The sequence below is a fragment of the Bacillus pumilus genome, from assembly GCF_900186955.1.
GTDB classification, from domain to species: domain Bacteria; phylum Bacillota; class Bacilli; order Bacillales; family Bacillaceae; genus Bacillus; species Bacillus pumilus.
Genome location: NZ_LT906438.1, coordinates 1,351,941 through 1,367,836, shown reverse-complemented (window position 1 = coordinate 1,367,836; position 15,896 = coordinate 1,351,941). Strand labels below are relative to the sequence as shown.

At 40.1% G+C, this 15,896-nt stretch carries 15 protein-coding genes; 6 read left to right on the top strand and 9 right to left on the bottom strand.

Annotation, left to right across the window (positions count from 1 at the left end):
* The first annotated feature begins 61 nt into the window (after nt 1–61).
* The gene (locus CKW02_RS06845; protein ID WP_003211341.1) at nt 62–277 is read left to right on the top strand and encodes a hypothetical protein; all 216 of its coding nucleotides are present in this window, start codon (nt 62–64) and stop codon (nt 275–277) included.
* A gap of 195 nt (nt 278–472) precedes the next feature.
* On the opposite strand, the gene CKW02_RS06840 is transcribed toward CKW02_RS06845, so the two are convergent.
* A complete protein-coding gene (locus CKW02_RS06840) occupies nt 473–1,369 on the bottom strand; it encodes a DMT family transporter (RefSeq protein WP_003211579.1) in 897 nt (298 codons plus the stop codon).
* A gap of 112 nt (nt 1,370–1,481) precedes the next feature.
* On the opposite strand from CKW02_RS06840, the gene CKW02_RS06835 reads away from it, so the two are divergent.
* Both CKW02_RS06835 and CKW02_RS06830 read left to right on the top strand, forming a co-directional pair.
* Entirely contained in the window at nt 1,482–2,375 is an 894-nt protein-coding gene (locus CKW02_RS06835) for an AraC family transcriptional regulator (protein WP_003210930.1), read from the top strand.
* Nucleotides 2,376–2,600: 225 nt separating this feature from the next.
* Nucleotides 2,601–3,062 carry a YkyB family protein gene (locus CKW02_RS06830; RefSeq protein WP_095117788.1) on the top strand — a complete coding sequence of 154 codons (462 nt, stop codon included), beginning with the start codon at nt 2,601–2,603 and terminating at the stop codon, nt 3,060–3,062.
* Nucleotides 3,063–3,095: 33 nt separating this feature from the next.
* On the opposite strand, the gene CKW02_RS06825 is transcribed toward CKW02_RS06830, so the two are convergent.
* The 3 genes from CKW02_RS06825 to CKW02_RS06815 form a co-directional block, all read right to left on the bottom strand.
* On the bottom strand, nt 3,096–4,004 hold the full coding sequence (locus CKW02_RS06825) for a chemotaxis protein (RefSeq protein WP_003212225.1): 909 nt from the start codon (nt 4,002–4,004) through the stop codon (nt 3,096–3,098).
* A 73-nt stretch (nt 4,005–4,077) separates the two neighbouring features.
* Nucleotides 4,078–5,388, bottom strand: coding sequence for an MFS transporter (locus CKW02_RS06820; protein ID WP_034620047.1), 1,311 nt, complete (start codon nt 5,386–5,388; stop codon nt 4,078–4,080).
* A gap of 125 nt (nt 5,389–5,513) precedes the next feature.
* Complete coding sequence (locus CKW02_RS06815; protein WP_003211813.1) at nt 5,514–6,053, bottom strand: RDD family protein; 540 nt, start codon at nt 6,051–6,053, stop codon at nt 5,514–5,516.
* A 301-nt stretch (nt 6,054–6,354) separates the two neighbouring features.
* Between CKW02_RS06815 and CKW02_RS20265 the strand changes: the two genes are divergently transcribed.
* Nucleotides 6,355–6,507 carry a hypothetical protein gene (locus tag CKW02_RS20265; protein ID WP_003212049.1) on the top strand — a complete coding sequence of 51 codons (153 nt, stop codon included), beginning with the start codon at nt 6,355–6,357 and terminating at the stop codon, nt 6,505–6,507.
* A 60-nt stretch (nt 6,508–6,567) separates the two neighbouring features.
* Here CKW02_RS20265 and CKW02_RS06810 read toward each other — a convergent pair whose 3' ends face one another.
* Nucleotides 6,568–7,452 (bottom strand): cation diffusion facilitator family transporter, encoded by an 885-nt coding sequence (locus CKW02_RS06810; protein ID WP_003212107.1) that lies wholly within the window; start codon nt 7,450–7,452, stop codon nt 6,568–6,570.
* Nucleotides 7,453–7,744: 292 nt separating this feature from the next.
* Here CKW02_RS06810 and CKW02_RS06805 point away from each other — a divergent pair, with 292 nt between their 5' ends.
* A complete protein-coding gene (locus CKW02_RS06805) occupies nt 7,745–8,914 on the top strand; it encodes an aminotransferase A (protein WP_003210942.1) in 1,170 nt (389 codons plus the stop codon).
* 25 nt (nt 8,915–8,939) lie between these two features.
* On the opposite strand, the gene CKW02_RS06800 is transcribed toward CKW02_RS06805, so the two are convergent.
* Nucleotides 8,940–10,769 (bottom strand): PAS domain-containing sensor histidine kinase, encoded by a 1,830-nt coding sequence (locus CKW02_RS06800; RefSeq protein WP_003211539.1) that lies wholly within the window; start codon nt 10,767–10,769, stop codon nt 8,940–8,942.
* A 155-nt stretch (nt 10,770–10,924) separates the two neighbouring features.
* On the bottom strand, nt 10,925–13,051 hold the full coding sequence (locus tag CKW02_RS06795; RefSeq protein ID WP_003211242.1) for a peptidoglycan D,D-transpeptidase FtsI family protein: 2,127 nt from the start codon (nt 13,049–13,051) through the stop codon (nt 10,925–10,927).
* A 336-nt stretch (nt 13,052–13,387) separates the two neighbouring features.
* Between CKW02_RS06795 and CKW02_RS06790 the strand changes: the two genes are divergently transcribed.
* Nucleotides 13,388–14,182 carry a CAP domain-containing protein gene (locus tag CKW02_RS06790; RefSeq protein ID WP_003212087.1) on the top strand — a complete coding sequence of 265 codons (795 nt, stop codon included), beginning with the start codon at nt 13,388–13,390 and terminating at the stop codon, nt 14,180–14,182.
* A 39-nt stretch (nt 14,183–14,221) separates the two neighbouring features.
* Here the strand turns inward: CKW02_RS06790 and CKW02_RS06785 are convergent, their stop codons facing one another.
* Both CKW02_RS06785 and CKW02_RS06780 read right to left on the bottom strand, forming a co-directional pair.
* Entirely contained in the window at nt 14,222–15,094 is an 873-nt protein-coding gene (locus CKW02_RS06785) for an NAD(P)-dependent oxidoreductase (protein WP_003211880.1), read from the bottom strand.
* A 13-nt stretch (nt 15,095–15,107) separates the two neighbouring features.
* On the bottom strand, nt 15,108–15,893 hold the full coding sequence (locus tag CKW02_RS06780) for an SDR family oxidoreductase (protein ID WP_003212246.1): 786 nt from the start codon (nt 15,891–15,893) through the stop codon (nt 15,108–15,110).
* Nucleotides 15,894–15,896: the final 3 nt, after the last annotated feature.

Genomic DNA, 15,896 nt, shown 5'->3' with positions numbered 1-15,896 from the left:
TTAAAAATCTTTACATCATTGGAAGTTTTATAGTAGGATAGTCAGGTTGGAGGTGAGGGGTATGCTAAAAAGTTATTATTTTATTCATACAAAAGATGATCAAGGTCAATATGTTGTACATACAGAAGATTGTGCATTTTTAGGTGATGCTGCAAGCCGTAAATTGATTGGTCTGCACATGAGTGGCGAAAGTGCCATTGATGAAGCTAAACAAATGACGAATGAAACTGATTTTAATGGTTGCTTCTACTGCGCTTATTCAAGTCATAAGAAATAGGCCATGTGATTAAACCATATGTTCGGGCATGTTGTCTGGCATATGGTAAATTTTCAGACGCAACATGAATACAAATTGAGAAACTACCCATTTATTTAAATAGGTAGTTATCACGAAGTAATAGTTCACTTCATATATATTTCATCCAGTCAATTCTTCTTGCAATGAAAATCTCTCTTTGAACACCCTTCCTTCTCATTTTTTCGGCTGATATAATGCCATGAATAAAATCATGTATACTATACAAGCTGTCCCAGCCCATTGAAAAAAACCAAATGGCTCCTTTAACCAAAAAACAGTCGTGACAACTGCCGCAAGGGGCTCGACACTTCCAATTAAGCTTGACTCTTTCGGTGATAAATATTGCAAGCTTTCTATGTAAAACCAAAAAGCGATCATTGTACCAAATATGATAACAAACAATAAATATACATACGCTTCAACAGGTAAATGTGACAGATTTATCTTCCATGGCGGATGGACTAAGCTAAGGGCGGCTCCCCCAATCAGCATCGCCCAGCCGACAACGACTAGAGAATCAAATTCTTTTAACAGATTAATTGGATATAGCGTATAAAACGAAAGCGCTACAGCAGACAGTATTCCCCAAACCACTGCGACAAATGGAACGGTTAATGTTGAAACAGAACCATTCGTCAACAAGAGAAACATGCCCATGAACGCCAATGACACCGTCAGCATATCTCTTTTGGTAAAAGTAGATTGGCGGCGAAGTACTAAATACATGATAATCATAACAGGGGCCGTATACTGCAGAAGCGTCGCCACAGCTGCATTCCCAAGTTGAATGGATGCCATATAAGTATATTGAACAGCTAGCATGCCCATTACTCCAAATATAAGGACTTGCATAGCCGTCCTCTTCTTTTTCCACACACCAATTAGTTGCGCTCGTTCTTTTGTCATGAAATGAACAAATAAAAGCAGTCCACCTGAAATAAGCAGCCTGACAGTCACAAGCCAATTGACATAAATCCCATATTGCTGAAACAATTTTTGTGAAACAGTTCCTCCTACTCCCCAACAGATGGCACCAATCAAAACAAGCAAAATTCCCTTATTTCTATCCATTTCGTTCTCCTCAACTCTCAAACAATCATGATAATATAGTTGATAGTAGTTCACTTTGTTACATATTGATATATCAATTGAACATAAAAATAAAAGAATATTGAGGAGAACCATGAACAACTATCATTTTCTTATTGACTACAATTTGAAAGAATTAACGGAGCATTCTACTACGACCTGGTCTATCGCTCTTTATCATACGAAAATTTGTGATCATAGAAGCGGCCACATCCCTCTTCACTGGCATGACGAATTCCAATTTGTTTTTATTTTAGAGGGGGAAGCTGAATTTCACATCAATGAAGAGACGATATGTTTGAAGGAAGGAGATGGCGTATTCATCAATTGTGGCTGCCTGCATATGGCAAAAGATGCGAATGGGACAACTTGTACATATCTTTGTCTAAACGTTTCCCCACATTTCATCACAGCTAATGAATTATTTACCACTTTCGTTCATCCTTATATGCATGCGAGTCAGACACCTTATATTTTATTGAACCGAAAAGACCACTGGCCAAATCATATCTATCAATGTATTCAAACCATTCAGCGATTAATTGATGAAACTCCAGCATATTATGAGCTTGAACTCAACATTCAACTCATCACCATGTGGAAATGTTTATTACAAAATGGCTTTCAAATAAAATATGATGCACGGCAGCATGATAAAAATGAACGGATGAAACCTATGCTGAATTGGATTCACCAGCATTATCACGAAAAGGTGCTTCTTCAAGATATCGCTCGAGCAGGTCAGCTAAGCCGATCTGAATGCTGCAGATACTTCAAAGATATTCTAAAGAAGACACCTCTACATTATGTGAATGAATATAGAGTTCAACAAAGTCTCATCCTGCTTCAAGAAACAGACTTCAATATAACAGAAATTGCTTACAAAGTCGGCTTCAACAGCACAAGTTATTTTATTAGTATGTTTAAAAGAATAAAAAATACGACACCTTTAGCATATAGAAAATTAAAAGCGCCGCATTCTTTGTAACTGAAACAGATTGAAGAAAAATCATGATGGATAGATACTAGTGTCTTTGCACACCATTCTGTCATTTTTATATACAAACACGTTTTAGAACCGTCATGAATGGCTATTGTAAATAAGAACAATGGAAATCCTATCGCTTTTCACAATAAGTCTATTTGCAATTTACTAATAAAAACGTATAATTTATACTAAGCACAGGAAGACGAAAGACAAAGGAGAGAAAAAATGGACGATTATGCTCATACTAAAGACATAGAACCTACAGCAGAAAACATCGCAAAAGCCATTTATACTGTTAACCGTCATGCTAAAACCGCACCAAATCCCAAGTTTCTTTATCTTTTGAAAAAACGTGCGCTGCAAAAACTATTGCAAGAAGGTAAAGGAAAAAAAGTGGGCCTACATTTCTCTAACAATCCCAAATATAGTCAACAACAGTCCGACGTGCTGATTGAAATTGGAGATTATTATTTTCACCTGCCACCAACCAAAGAAGACTTCGAATTTTTGCCACACTTAGGAAATTTAAATCAATCATATCGCAATCCGAAAGCGAATATGTCATTAAACCGAGCAAAGCAACTGCTTCAAACGTATGTCGGTTTAAAAGAAAAACCTACCGCCACAAAACAAAAATCACATTATACAAAGCCCGTCTTCAAACGACTCAGGGAAAGTTATTTTTAAACAAAAAACCACTCATGACGAGTGGTTTTTCCTTTAGATAATAAAGTGATCGACTTTTTCAATCAGCTGATGAATTTCTGGTTTACTAATTTGATCATCTGCACCAATTGTTTCCCCTTTATGGCGCAAATCTTCAGTGATTAACGAAGAGAAGATAAGAATCGGTATGGAACTTGTTAAAGGATTTTCCTTCAACAGTTTCGTTAATCGGTGACCATCCATTTTAGGCATTTCAATATCTGTAATAATCATATCAATTTCTTCTGTCACAGTAATTCCTTTGCTAACAAGGTCCATGACGTGGTCATATGCCTGTTTCCCGTCTTCAAAGGTCACAATGTTTTTATAGCCTGCTTCGGTTAATTCATTTGTTAATAAACGCATGAGAAGCGGAGAGTCTTCAACGACATAAAGCTTCTTCCCTGTTCTTCTCTCGTCTTTCTCACCGTCAAACATATGATACGTTTCTACTCCAGAAGCGGATTCAATATCATAAATGATTTTCTCATAATCTGGAAGAAAAACCATTTTCTCATCAAGCTTAATGATACCGGTCAAATGACGTTCCATCCCTTGATTGAGTGCAGTTGGCTTTTCAATCTCTTCCCAGCTGACGCGGTGAATTTGTGATACCGTTCCTGTATGGAACACAAATTTCCGTTGGTTGAATTCAGTCACAATATATTTCTCTTGTTCTGACTGATCTGACTCGACATTAAAAAAGGAAAATAGATTGATGACTGGTAAAATCTCGCCTCGTAAACTAATCATCCCTTCTACATCTTGATGAGAGTGCGGTACTGCCGTCACCTCAACCGGCTGGATGATTTCTCTTACTTTCATGACGTTAATGCCGAATTGATTTGAACCAATTTCAAACTTCACAATTTCCAATTCATTGGTACCAGAGTCAAGTAAAATTTCTTGTTTGTTTAAAGCCACGGAAATCCCTCTATTCTTCAATATAAGATTGTACTTTTTATATCGGCAGCATAGGTAAAAAGTTGACGTTTCTTTACGCTTTCTCTCGTACGAATTGATGAATCACAAGTCCTATCGCTGCAAGAATAAGTAAAGACCCTAGCGCAAGGCGGCTTGCGAGGTTTCCGTGCTCTGCAAACAGCAGAGTGACTGACCCATAAATGATGGGTCCAATAATGGAAGACACCTTCCCTGAGAATGCGAAGAGACCAAAAAACTGTCCTCTCTTTTCCTTCGGTGTCAGCTCGATAATCAATATTCGTGATGCCCCCCAGCTTGCGCCGAGTGAAATACCGAATAAACTGCCAGCCACCCAGAAGATCCATTCCGTTGTGGCTGTGACAGCCAGAATCAGGGCAACGATCAAAATCACATACACGACTGTAATCGAGCGCTTTGCCCCAATCGCTTTTGTGATATATCCAAATAAAAAGGAGCCAATGATACTTGAAATGGTCGACACAAGATAAAGCAGAATAAATTGTCCAGCGGTAAAGCCAATGATGATTTTGGCGTACACCGCCATCATCGCAATCGCTGTCTGTAAGGCATCATTCATAAAAAAGAAAGCAATCATAAAGATAAAAGCCGGCTTGTAATGTTTCATCTCTTTAAACGTGCGAATAATTTCTTTATATCCGCTGAAAAATGACGCCTTTTTCTCTGGCTGCGGCAGTGGATGAGGGTCTTTTACAAAAAAGAGAAATGGCAGGAAAAAGAGAAAGAATAATAGTGCTGTCGGAATAAATGCTTCATGAAATTGGTCATTGCCAACAAGTAAATAAACTGTGAGACCAACAAGTGTCCCTAAATAACCAACGGCAATGCCAAATCCAGAAATAAGCGGTATTTCATCCTTTGTCCCAAGATCGGGCAGGATGGTGTCATAAAACACTAGGCTCGAGTGATAGAAGAATTTTGCGATCACAAACAAGGTGACCACTACTAATAAAGAGACAGGCAGCCCAAACCATTCGCTTGAGAAATCAATCCCAGCAAAGATCCCCATCAAAAATGTACAAGCTATACATATTAGAGTAAACACTGTGATATAGCGCTTCTTTTTTCCTGTACGATCGATCAGGACTCCGTATAATGGTGTGAAAATGACGAGAAAAAAACTGGCTAGTGCGTTTGCATAAGAAATAAATGTACTAGCGATCTGATCCATTCTCGCACTGTCTCCGATTGTTTCCTGCAAGTAGAACGGGAAGAAAATGGTGATCATATTCGATGAAAATATCGTATTTGCAAAGTCATACAATGCCCAGGCCAAAATGGGTGCTGTCAAAAACAGCCCGAAGCCTGCCCCTTTTTTCTGCATGGTCTTTTTCCCTGTTTTCAATCGTTTGTCTCCCTTCCCTGCCTGATTTTTCACTATCATTCTATTTTATGTCATACGTCCCTCTTCCATACAAGCAATCTATACAAAAAGCACCTCTTACGATTGAGCAGAGGTGCTTTTTTTCATTATTTCTTCACAACAATGGTACTTGCAATTAAATCGTGAAGTGCTTGTTTTTTCTCTGTGAAAAAGGCAATGATGTAGCCAATATATAAGATTGGAGACAAAAAGCCTTTTGCAAAGAAGCGACCTGTTGCACGGCCGAATGTCACTTTTTCGCCCGTTACTCTTGTCACTTTAATCCCAAGAGCCATCTTACCAAGCGTTCCTTGCAGTTTTGATGATTCCATGATGGCGTAATAAAGCCATGTCACCACAATACCGACCAAGATCGCTCCTATATAGAAAAAGATAAGTCCCATAATCACTGCCCATTCCTCATCTGTCATAACAGTTGTTGAATAGTAATAGCTGTCGTCATCCATCATCAATGCTGCCTCTGGACTTGAGACAAAAAAGAGTGTTGCCAAAATAAACATGATAAAAGAATATGGTACGCCGATGATGATACCATCCAAAAGGTGTGCAAGAAAACGATAGCCTACGCCTGCTAGCTCAGGATGTTTCTTTTCTTGAATGTGTGGTTCTGTTATGTTTGTTTCCATCCTATTTCTCCTTTATTATGTATGTTTTCTATAAATTTCTTATAATCATTCGTTATTATATCTTATGAATATCGCAAGATCAATGTACCTTTACACTTTTACATATATTTTAGATCAGTTCGTCCTCAATGATTTATGTGAATAAATACTGAAAATTTGTGAAAATCATGGTACTTCTAGTTCTTTTACCTCCTGATTTTTTAACATTTTGTGATATTTTCGTCTTGTTTCCATTCTGCTGTTGACAATCGTTCTTCACATGGTACAATAGTCAAGGATTTTTTAAAGAAAGGTGTTCATGATGGGAACTGTCGTACTATTAAATAACAATGAAATGACTGTGATTGAAGATATTTGCGAAGCTGATTTTTTAGACATGAAGCATGGTTTGTCAAATGATGACGCAGCTTATATCTCTTGGTATGAAGATTACGATACTGCTTATGGATATTGATTTCATTTCATAGATGAAGCGTAAAAAAGGCGATACAACCTAAGTTGGTTGATCGCCTTTTTACGTTTGCGTGCTTCTTTCACTTTCAGGTTCTACATGAATAAAGATTTGTGCATGCGGAAATTCTTGCTGAATCTTCTCTTCAATTCGATCACATAATTGATGAACATCTTCTATCGTTGTCTTGCCATCTACAATCAAATGAAAATCAATATATTCCTCTGCACCGGATCGTCTTGTTCGAAAGTCATGATATTCGATGAATTCTTGACTGAATCCTTGAATGATTGCTTCGATCGATTGTTCTTCCTCGGGCGTTAGCCGGGCGTCTACGAGCGGCGGGAAGGCTTCTTTCATGAGTTTAAATGCTTCACGCATAATAAAGAGAGCAAGTATCATTCCAATGATCGGATCTAAGAAATACCAGTCGGTTAATGCGACAAGCAATAAACTGAATGCGACCCCTAATGACGTATACACATCTGTTAACAGGTGCAATGCATTCGATTTCATGGCGACAGAATGGACCCTTTCCGACTCTTTGTTCACAACCTTCGATACGATAAAGTTGATGATCGCGCCTAATAGCATCACCACAATGCCAAGTACAGGCAGCTTGACTGGCTCTGGATGCATTAATTTGTGAACACATTCGTAGATGATCCAAATGCCCGCAACGAAAATCAGTAAGGTCTCAATCGTTCCAGAAATATTTTCGACTTTTCCATGTCCATAAGGATGTTTAGAATCTGCTGGCTTTCTTGAAATACGAACAGAGATAAATGCAATAAAAGATGCCATTAAATCGAGAAAAGAATGAATGGCTTCTGATAAAACCGCAACAGATCCAGTGAGCAGACCTACAATGATTTTTAAGATGACAACAAATGTGTTACTCATCACGGATAGAAACGCTATTTTTGATGTCTTCGCTGATTGTTCCATTTATCGTCCTCCTTTAGGAGATCGTATGTCTATGAAAGCAATTCCCATGACCCTGATTCTCACGTTCTTTCAGTTTACACCGTTTTGCCGTTTTCTAATCATGTTATCGCAGCCTGTATTTTCTCGTGAGGTTACGCTATAATAAATGTTGCTCTTTCTTCAATATATCACTCATGCTGTGATGAATAGGAGAATAGACTACAGATAATGATATCCAGTGCCTTTCGCAGGTGACATTTATGCAGTGAATGGTAAAATAGGATAAAAACATAAATTTTTAAGGTGATGAGAAATGGAGCATTTGCTGAATCCAAGAGTAAAGGATATTGAAATTTCAGGCATTCGAACATTTTCAAATCTCGTATCGTCATATGAGGATGTCGTATCTTTGACGATAGGCCAGCCCGATTTTTATACGCCGCATCATGTCAAAACAGCTGCAAAAGCAGCCATTGACGAGAATTTCACTTCGTACACTCATAATGCTGGTTTCCTAGAGCTAAGACAAGCAATCCAGCACTACATCAAGAAGAAAGTCAACCTTGATTATGATGCAGAGTCAGAGATCATTGTGACGACAGGTGCAAGTCAAGCGATTGATGCTGCGTTTCGAACCATTTTGTCAGAGGGTGATGAAGTGATTTTACCTGGACCTGTCTACCCTGGCTATGAACCGATCATTCGAATGTGCGGGGGGAAGCCCGTACATATCGACACAACGAATGCTGGCTTTAAATTAAATGCCAAGCTGATTGAGGATGCATTAACGGAAAAAACAAAGTGTGTTGTGCTTCCTTATCCTTCAAATCCAACTGGTGTCACGCTTTCAGAAGAAGAATTGAAAGAGATTGCCCAGCTCCTTGAAGGAAAAGACATCTTTATTTTATCCGATGAAATCTATAGCGAGCTGACATTTGACCGGCCGCATCATTCAATCGCTTCTTTCTTAAAGGAACAGACCATTGTGATTAACGGACTGTCTAAGTCTCATAGCATGACTGGTTGGAGAATTGGCTTTTTATTTGCTTCAGCTCCAATTGCTAAACATGTATTAAAAGTACATCAATATAACGTGTCTTGTGCCTCGGCTGTCTCACAAAAGGCGGCACTTGAAGCTGTGACAAATGGTGTGGATGATGCACTCATCATGAGAGAGCAATATAAGAAAAGGCTCGATTATGTATACGATCGGCTCATTTCTATGGGGCTTCCGGTCATTAAGCCTTCTGGCGCTTTTTATATTTTTCCATCCATTGAATCGTTTGGGATGAGTTCCTTTGATTTTTGTATGGAGCTGTTAGAAAGTACAAGACTTGCTGTCGTACCAGGGTCTGCTTTCTCTCCACTCGGCGAGGGGTATGTGCGTCTATCCTATGCTTATTCACTTGAAACACTGAAAGAAGGACTTGACCGCCTAGAACAATTCGTTCTTGAAAAGCGTTCTATTCATTTAACAGACTGAAACAACGGCTCTCCTGCCGTTGTTTTTATTTTGCAGGAAACATGATGTGAAATACGGTGCCCTTTTCGGGATGACTATCCACACGGATCGTCCCGTTGTGATTTTCTAAAATATTAAATGTCACCATAAGGCCAAGTCCAGTCCCTTTTTCCTTTGTCGTTAAAAAGGGCTCTCCTATTCGCTTCATGACCGATTCAGGAATGCCAACCCCTTCATCACGAATGGTGACGTGAATTCCATCTCTTTCTGCTTTGGCCGTAATGTCAACCTTCCCTCCGTCCGGCATGGATTCTACGGCATTTTTGATTAAATTGATAAACACCTGCTTGAGCTGATTTTGATCCCCGTTCATCAGGAGATCCTCTTCTATTTCACTCGTGTTCATTAAAATGCCATTTAAGTTCGCTTGTGTTTCTAATAAAGCCGTGACTTCGCTGATGATTTTTTTCAAATCAAGTGTCTGCATCGATGCCGTTTGCTGCGGTTTTGCCAGCATGAGCAGCTCGCTTAAGATAATTTCTATCCGGCTCAGTTCAGAGAAAACAATCTCGAAATATTGATCCCGATCTTTCGTTTTCGGTTTAATGAGCTGCAAAAAGCCTTTGATGGCAGTCAATGGGTTCCTGATCTCATGTGCAATGCCCGCAGCCAATTGACCTGCGATCGATAATTTTTCAGACCGGAGCATGAGCTCTTCTGTCTGCTTACGTTCGGATATATCTCTTAAAATAATTTGAACGGCTGTTTCTCCAAAAAATGTAGTTGGGATACACACCATTTCTGTATAAATCAGTTTGTGTTTAAACGTATGACAGCTCATCGTGACAATCTCAGAATCTGATGCTCTTTCAATAATACGTGATATGCTTTTTTTCACTTTTTGCTGGTCACAGGAATGGATTTGATGGAAAATATCTTTTCCTATTAATTTATCGTAATGCTCGGCTTCAAATAATTTAATGCCTGATTCATTCATAAACACCCATTTGTGATCGTGAATGACCGCAATCGTATCAATGGAGTTTTGGATGAGCAGCTGATAACGCTCCCGGCTTTTTTGCAGAACGGTTTGGAATTTCTTACGGGATGAGATGTCTACTAACAGCAAAAGCTCTGCCCGCTGACTTTGATAGATCGTTGGTGATGACTTCACTTCGATATGGATGCTGCTTCCATCTTTCCGCTTCCATATCTGTTCAATCATTCCGACTGGAAGACCTTGTTGCAGCCTTGTAATTCGGCTTCTCACAATGTCATGGTACTCCTCAGCAATAAAGTCAAATGCAGTTTTGCCGATCATGTCATCTCTTGTACTTACCCCCATTAATTGAAGCATCGCATCATTCGCATAAACAATTTCCCCTAAAATCGTAATACATAACGGATTTGGCAGCATGGCAATCAATTGTTCAGCTTCACTGACATGTTGGAAAGCCGGCAGACTGCCTAACGACTGTTCTGACACTTCTGATGTTGTTTGAAATGCTGCTTTTTGCGGTTCAGCGTCCAGCACCCTCATTTTTAGGATCATTTCTCTACTTAATTCACTGTCTAACGCATCACAAGCAACAAAATCAATACTAGCTTCAATCCATACAGCTGTTAGGTCACTTCTAAGCAGCCTAAAGTGGGAAATCTCTAGCATGTGCTGATTGTAGAAATAACTCTCGACGAGAAATTGATCTTCGGTATGAACAAAGTCTTTCAAAAAACACCCTAGTAAATCCTTTTGTTCATAAAGCAAAAGCTGCTTACAGTTAGAAGAAATGTAGAGAAAGCGGCCATTAGAAGAAAGAACGGCATGTAAATCGATATTCGAATAAAGCTGATTCGAATCTTTCATTTTTTGTTCCATCGTCGTCCGACCCTCCTTTTCATTTTTTAGGGTTGTCCTTAGATTGATGTATAAAAAAGATTCGCTAGAAAACCCGTATTTTCCTTCCGTCATCGAGGGAAACGTCCATATTTTCAGCAAAAAAGAGCACATTCTCTTGATGTGCTCTCTGCTGTTTACTGCTTTTCGTATTTCTTTTGTAATTCAACGTACTTATCAATAATTTTACTTGGGATGGTTTTAATGACGGAATCTTTGTCTGAGACATAAGGTGTCACGACACTAAAAGCTACTTTTGGATTGGACGATGGATAATATCCTCCAAAGGTTAAATTGTAAGTGGGGTTTCCCCACCAGCTGCGGTTGGCACCGTAGTAAAAGGTTTGGGCCGTCCCTGTTTTTCCTGAGACATCATGCTGACCAAAACGGCCTGCGGCAGTACCGCCGGTCGATGTGACCATTTTCAGTCCCATTTTGACGCGGTCAATATCTGCTTTCGAGTTGTTAATCGTGTTCAATACCTTCGGCTCATATTTTTTCACGACTGGGCCTACTTCATCCTTCTTTGTTGGAAGGTGAACGCTTTTCACCACTCTTGGCTGAACGCGATTTCCTCCATTAGCGATCGTTGACATGTACTGGGCAACTTGAAGCGGTGTATACGTGTCATACTGGCCAATTGCTTCATCGAGCAAAAGTCCGCCGACCGTCTTCGGATGCGTCTGCATCCCGCTTGATTCCTGCGGCAAATCGATCCCTGTTTTCACGCCAAGACCAAATTGCGCATAGTAGTTTCTCATTTTTTGCAAGTGCTCAGGTCTTGCCGGTAACGGACCATCCTTTTGATAAATGATGCCCGCCATTCTCATCGCTACTTGGAACATGTAGACGTTGGAACTTTTTTGGAGAGCCTGAAGATCATTGACCCATCCAAGAACTTTGTATGACTGTTTCGGCTTTCCACCACTTCCTGCAAAATAGAGCGGTGTATCCATATAGGATTGGTTGTGCGACATTCCGTCCTGATAACCGCCAAGTACAGTAGCTCCTTTGACAACAGAGCCCATTTCGTACTGGGTCGTAAATGTTCCGATGGCATAATCAGTGACGTCTCTGCCGTCCATTTTCTTGCCAGACATCGCAAGAACATCCCCAGTGTTAGGGTCCATCATCACGACAAATGCACGGTCCATCATATAGTTTCTCGCACTAGCGGATCTAAGCTCTGATTCGACGATCTTGTCGACTTCCTTTTGCAGCTCCATATCAAATGTCAGTGCAAGATCAAGTCCTCTTCGTCCCTCTGTCCGCTTGATTTCATCGAGCAGCTTCCCGCCAACCTGAGTATATTGAACAGTCGCTTTCTCCGGGTTCAGAAAATCCTCGTATTGATACTCTAAATAGCTCTTCCCTACTCGGTCATTACGTGAGTAGCCTCTTGCCATATAGTAATCTTCACGCTCTTTTATAATCCCTTGCTCTGGTGTGGTCACACCGCCAAGTACATTATAAAGGGTCTTCTCATACGGATATTTTCTTGTCCAATCATTGATGACATTCACACCAGGCAGTTCATCAAGATGCTCTGACACAAGTGAAATCTCTTCATAGGTCAAACTCACAGATGATGTCTGCTTTGACTCTTTTGTTTCATCGAGTAAAGCAACTTTTTCGTCCCCTTTTTTCTCTTCATTGGGGTCCATTGCTTTCACGATTTGAGGCTCAAAGGCATATCCGCCTGTAAATCGACGATAGATCGCTGCAACTGCTTTTTCCTCTGCATCTTTTTCGATCGCCTTAACTTCTTTCTTAGGCACGCGCTCTACTTGAAGCGGATAGACATCTTTTGCTTTAAGATTCTTTTGCTCTGCTTTTGAAATGAGCTTATCCGCTTCTTTCGGATGGCTTGCCAGCCAAAAATCTCGAATGTCACGCTCTCTCAAAAAATCAGTATCCATTTTTATATAAGTCGCAAGTTTTCTTGCTACCTTAATCTTATCCTTCGCTTTCACACCGCTTTCTGATGTATAAACGATGGCAGGTACACTTTCATTATCAACGACGACTCTTCCTCTCGCGTCATACATTTTTCCTCTCGGAGAAGGGTATGATGCTGTTTTGACCTCTGTTCGGTTAGCCTGCTTTTTATAATCCTCACCATTGACGATTTGCAGCACACCAAGCTTGATCACAAGCACAGCAAACAAACTAAAGACAGCGAAGAAAAAGAGATTAATCCTCCAGGCGTTCCGGCGCTTGAATTTTTTCTGCTCGGCACCACCTTGATGCTGTTTCTCTCCCACTTATGTAGCTCCTCTCATCCTTTCAATCTTTTACAATTACCACTCATTATTGTAACACTTTTGTAATAGTTGTTACAGCGAAACAAGTGAAAAAAAGCTGTCAATCCCTATTATGCAAAAAAATATACTAACACTTTAAAATATTGGTATGTTTATGTCGTTTTCATTAAATGGAAGAATTCCCTATCCTTTGATATGAGGCGGGTTTTTTTGTGACTTTAACAAAAATGACAAACAGGCATTGTCAATGGAGGATGCTGGTACGTTTATAACAAAAAGTCCATGTTATGATTTTCTGTGAGAAAACAAAACAAAGATTTTAGGAGGAGTTACAATATGAAGAAGAAATCATTCTTTTTTTCAGCGCTAACGGCTGCTGCACTCATCACGTTCACTGGGGGACATTCAGCTGATGCGAAGGAGCTTAACCTGAAACAAGTAATACATGTACAGCATCAAACCATTGATCTTCATACATTAGCTACAAAATTACATATCTCTTCAGATGTAAACAAGCTAAGCAAGTCGAATCAAAAAGAGATCGAAGCTCTTTTAAACAAGCTGATCAAAAGCGGTCAACCTGTTACTGGCACAAAAGTGGTGAAAGAAGTAAACAAAGCAAAAAATGAACAAAAACAAGAATCAGTGAAAAAACCTACTGCTTCTAAACCAAGTGCGCCAGCAAAACAAAATACAAACAACAATACAAAAGCTGATCAAAAAGACACAACGACAGCAAAAGCAGACAGCAGCTTGAATGCATTTGAAAAAGAAGTCGTTGAGCTTACAAACAAAGAGCGTGCAAAGCAAGGATTAAAAGCACTTTCTGTTGATTCAAAGCTAAGCAAATCTGCTCGTGCAAAATCTCAAGATATGAAAGATAAAAACTATTTCTCTCATACAAGCCCAACTTACGGATCTCCATTTGATCAAATGAAGAAATTCGGGATCACTTACAAAACAGCGGGTGAAAACATTGCCCAAGGTCAAAGATCTCCACAAGAAGTGGTGACTGCTTGGATGAACAGTGAAGGTCATAGAGCCAATATCTTAAACAAAAACTATACACATATCGGTGTTGGTTATGTGAAATCTGGCAACTACTGGACACAGCAATTCATCGGAAAATAAGTTATCTAAAAAGCCTGTCCCGAAGTAGGACAGGCTTTTTTATTTCACCCATAATTTATATATACTTTGTGTGCCGCTATTTTCTTCGCCCTGTTCACGCAGCTTCTCATAAAGTGACTTCGCAAGTGAGAGCCCAGGCATCTCTTCTCCCATCAGCTCTGCTTCTTCAAGTGCAATGCCCATATCTTTAATAAAATGCTTCACGTAGAACCCTGGCTCGAAATCACCTTTCAACATTCTTGGTGCAAGGTTTGACAAGGACCAGCTTCCTGCCGCACCCGTTGTGATGCTTTTGAGCACGTGCTCTGGATCAAGTCCTGATTTTTCGGCATAGGCCATAGCCTCTGCGACACCTACCATGCCTGCTGCAATCGCAATTTGGTTACACATTTTGGTATGCTGGCCGCTTCCTGCAGGTCCTTGATATTGAATGTTTTCGCCCATTTTCTCAAATAAGGGCAAACACGCTTCATAGGCTGATTTTTCTCCGCCAATCATAATCGCAAGCGTTGCATTTTTTGCACCTACGTCTCCGCCAGAAACTGGTGCATCTAATGCAAACAGCCCTTTTTCTTTCGCTTTCACTTCAATTTCTTTTGCCAGCTGAGGCTTCGATGTCGTCATATCTATCAGATAAGTACCAGGCGTAGCATGTGCCACAAGCCCCTCTTCACCTAAATAGATTTCTTCTACATCTGATGGATATCCTACCATTGTGATGACAGCATCTGCATGTTGTGCAATTTCCTTCACTTCCGGCTTCCATGATGCGCCTTTTTGAATGAGTGCATCTGCTTTCGCTTTTGTTCTTGTATAAACGAGAACTTCATAACCTGCATCCATTAAATGTTCAGCCATACTGCGTCCCATTACACCAATTCCAATAAAACCAACTGTTTTGATTTGTGTCATCACTTGTTCCTCCTTAAAGAGACTTTGTCAATCCACCATCAATGATAAGTGTTTGACCTGTCATATATGTATTGGCTTCAGATAAAAGAAAGGCTGCATATGCTGCAAATTCCTCTGGCTGTCCATAACGGCCAAGCGGAATCGTACGTTCAGCCTGTGCTTTGATTTCTTCAACCGTTTGGTGCTCTGCCTGCGCGCGGTGCTTGTCGAGCTGTTTGACGCGGTCTGTTTCAATTTTCCCAGGGGCTAACGTATTGATCAAAATTTCATCCTTGGCAAGCTCCTGAGCGGCTGTTTTTGTCCAGCCGACAATAGCCGGTCTAAACGTATTTGACAGCATCAAGCCTGGGATCGGTTCTTTTACTGACATAGACGCAATGTTTAACACGCGTGCACCGCGTTTTTTCAAATAAGGCAAGGCCTCTTTTAATAATCGAATATAACTGAGTAAATGAAGCTGAAATGATTCCATCCAGTCTTCATCTGTTAAGGTTTCAAGTGTCCCTGTTTTAGGACCGCCTGTATTGTTCACAAGAATGTCTAAGCACTTCTCATCACCAGCTGCCGCTTGAACTAACGCCTTGATTTGCTGCGCGTCAGACACATCACATACTTGATAAGTCAGCTTTCCTTTTACAAGCGGAGATAGTTCTTTCACCGTTTCTTTCAGCGTGTGCTCATGTCTTCCTGAAAGCATGACTTCTGCTCCCTCTTTTGCTAGAGCAAAGGCAATCGCTTTTCCGATACCTTGACTGCTTGCAGCGACCAATGCTTTTTTTCCAGATAAATTGACATTCATGTC